Origin of the sequence: Occallatibacter sp. (assembly GCF_049582745.1) — a bacterium.
Classification (GTDB): domain Bacteria; phylum Acidobacteriota; class Terriglobia; order Terriglobales; family Acidobacteriaceae; genus Telmatobacter.
On the sequence record NZ_JBAUUO010000105.1, the window covers coordinates 1 to 3386 of the forward strand.

Genomic DNA, 3386 nt, shown 5'->3' on the forward strand with positions numbered 1-3386 from the left:
AGACAGCCTGACAAGGTCTTTTCGCCGTGTGACAAAAGGCCTCGAAAAACACCTCTCGTAAACCCCACCAAATCAACGGCCGGATCCATGAGATCCGGCCGTGTCAAAAGCTATAGCTTGAGTAACACAATTACTCGCGATAAGCCGACTTTTCGTTCCCTATCTGCGGTCGCTGTGTGCGCTGGCGATGATGCGCTCGTTGACGGTCAGGGGGAAATCGGCACGGATCAGTAATAGGGTCGATGGCGGACAGTAGTGGTGGCGCGAGCTTCCCTCCCAGGTCTGCAAAACCGGTAGACCCTTCGGCTACGCTCAGTGCGGGCTCTGGGGCACCCATATTGGTTTTGTGCAGAGCGGAGATCTGGGCCATCAGCCGCCCCAATAACCCGGGCTGAGCTTGTCGCCCGGCTGTCCGGAAACGCACACCCCATGGCGAAAGTGGACAAGACCCACCGAAGCGGCCTCGCATCTCGGGCGCCCTAAGGTCTTGATTGTTTTGGCGCAAAGGCCCGGTCGCTTTTGGTCCGCCGCGTGCACCTAATTCTTCAACATCACCCAAATGGCTTGAGGAGAATCGCGATGACCTCCGTGATTCAAGACCTGCGGCATAGCTTGGCAGCCGTGATTGCCAGGCCCGCTCATACAGCGGTGATCGTTCTCACCACTGCACTTGGCATCGGGGCCAACACTGTGATCCTCAGCTACGTGGACGCGACCTGGTTGCGGCCTGTACCGGTGCCGGATTCCAGCCGCCTGCTTCATGTGAACACGACAGCTCGCAGCGCATCCGGCATCGAGATAAACGGGGAATCGTCATACGCCGACTACCTCGATATCCGCCACCAATCCCAGTTCCTCCAGGATGTGATCGCCTACGAGCATCGGGGCGCTCTGCTTCACCTGCCCGGCGAGGTCGTGCACCTCGCCGCCGATACCGTTTCGCCAAACTACTTCATCGCACTTGGGGTGACGGCCGAGATCGGCCGCACATTTACTGAGAACGATTTTGCGCAGGCCTATTTTCCGGTCGTCATCAGCCATGAGTTATGGCAGCAACAGTTCGGCGCCGACCGCGGCATCATCGGAAAAGACATCCGGTTGTCGAACGGAACCGTCACCATCGTCGGCGTAATGCCGCGCAGGTTTTACGGGGTGGACCTGGGAACGCGGGTCCAGGTGTGGATACCCGCCCCCACCTGGACGCACATCACCGGAGACTCGGCAAGCTTTACCAGGCGAGGGTCACGCCGGCAAGACATCCTTGCCAGGATCGCGAAAGGCTCCTCGTTGCCCGCCGTACGAGCCGAACTGCAGACGATCCAGGGGCGGCTGAAACAAACATACCCCGATGCGGATAAGGATCTGAGCCTGCGCGTTGAGAGCGAGCGTGAGGCGCGCGACGCTTCCAGCAAGCACCAGGGTTGGATGCTGCTAGCCATCGCAGCCATGGTCCTGCTCATCGCCTGCGCGAACGTGGTCAACTTGCAACTCACCCGTACAGAGAGCCGTCGCAAGGAGTTTGCGACGCGGCGCGCACTCGGTGGAAGCACTCGCAGGCTGGTGCAGCAACTCATGGCCGAAAGTGTTGTCCAGGTGGCGCTGGGACTCGCGATCGGACTGGCCATCGCCAGAGCCATTATCGACGCGATGTCGCGGCTGATCGTGAACAGCGCGAGCGCCTCGGCATTCGATTTCCGCCTCGACACCAGGGTTGTGTCCGCCAGCTGCGCCGTAGCGCTTCTCATCGCCGCCGTGTTCGGCCTGGTCGCCGGGTGGAGGGCCTCGCGCGTCCGGATCATCGAAGCCCTGAAAGGCACCGAGATCGTTGTCTCGCGGGATTTCGGCCTGGTGCTGCGGGATTTGCTCGTCGCGGCGCAGGTGGCGCTGTCGTTGGTGCTGCTGGTGGCCGCGGGACTCCTAATTCGCACCTTCTTCAACATCGAGGGCGTTGATCCAGGTTTCAATGTGCGAAAGCCCATGCTGCTTGTCCAACTGGTGCCGGGACTCGCCGATTACGAGGGCGCTAAGCTCGCGAGCTATTACAGGGCGGTCGCGGAACAAATGAACACGCTGCCCGGGGTAGAAAGGGCGGCACTCGCCGTGCGAGCGCCATTGTCCGAAAATAGCGGCGGAGCCCAGCTCGAAATGCTTCCGCCCGGAGCTGCCGCGCCCGCTGGTCAAAAAGGATATGCGGCGAACTTTACATGGGTCGGGCCTGAGTACTTTTCGGTGATGGGTACGCGCTTGCTCGCCGGTCGCGCCTTTAGCGATGAGGACGGCCCGAGTTCTGAGCGTGTTGCCATCGTCAATCGCACGCTGGCCAATCAACTGTGGGGCACCGGGCAGGCAGTCGGACAGCGGGTAAACGCACTCAGCATGTTCGGACAGAGCCTCGCTCATCCGCGGCAGTTTAGGGTTGTGGGTGTCGTTGAGGATTCCAAGTGGAAATCCATCACGGAAAAACCGCGGCCCATTATCTATCTTTCGCTTTGGCAAGGAGCCGACAGCGAGGCGACCTTGTTGGTGCGCACGCGCGGAAATCCCGTCGAGATGATCGGCACCATACGCCGGGAGCTCTTCCAACTCGATAGCAACGTGCCCATGCTCTCCGCTACCACGCTCGCAGAACAGATCGATCAAACCACATCCAGCGAACGCGATCGCGTACTCATCTCATCGGCGTTGAGCGCGGTTGGCCTGCTGCTCTCAGCCGCCGGAATCTACGGTGTGCTGTCCTTTTTCGTCACGCTCCGCACGCGCGAGATCGGGCTGCGCATGGCAGTCGGCGGCTCACGACCCCACATCATGGCATGGGTGTTGCGCCGCGGCATGCGTCTGCTGGGGCTTGGAACCGCAATCGGCCTGGGGATCTCGATGCTGCTCACCCGTCTGTTGGTAAGCCTGTTGTATGGAATTCCTCATTTCGACGCGGTGTCGATGCTCGGTGGAACCGCGCTCATGGCGTGCATCGGGCTCGCGGCCATTTACTTTCCGGCGCGGCGTGCGAGTAAACTGCAGCCGATGGACGCTCTTCGCACGTTATAGACGTTCCCATCGCCGGCCGCTCAGTATCGATTCGTTCTTGGGGAATGTTCTGTGCGGTCAAGTGCCCTGGGGAGCGAGACCGCACCAATGCTTGCTCTTACGTCAATTGTCAGTTGGCGACAGCAGGCCAAAGCGCGTTTCGAGGCTGGTTTACACCGATCAGTCCTGAAACGCCGATGTGGCCAGCGAGTCACCGTGAAGAAACACCGGCCTCTGTTACTCAAGCTATAGCTTTTGACACGGCCGGATCTCATGGATCCGGCCGTTGATTTGGTGGGGTTTACGAGAGGTGTTTTTCGAGGCCTTTTGTCACACGGCGAAAAGACCTTGTCAGGCTGTCT

At 60.2% G+C, this 3386-nt stretch carries 1 protein-coding gene; it reads left to right on the forward strand.

The features are described from left to right. Window positions 1-579: 579 nt before the first annotated feature. Window positions 580-3045 (forward strand): ABC transporter permease, encoded by a 2466-nt coding sequence (locus WCA10_RS16160; protein ID WP_472823544.1) that lies wholly within the window; start codon window positions 580-582, stop codon window positions 3043-3045. Window positions 3046-3386 lie beyond the last annotated feature (341 nt).

What these genes read in the sequence shown, in the direction of transcription:
- WCA10_RS16160 (WP_472823544.1), top strand. Translation starts at nt 580, where the DNA reads ATGACCTCCGTGATTCAAGACCTGCGGCATAGCTTGGCAGCCGTGATT.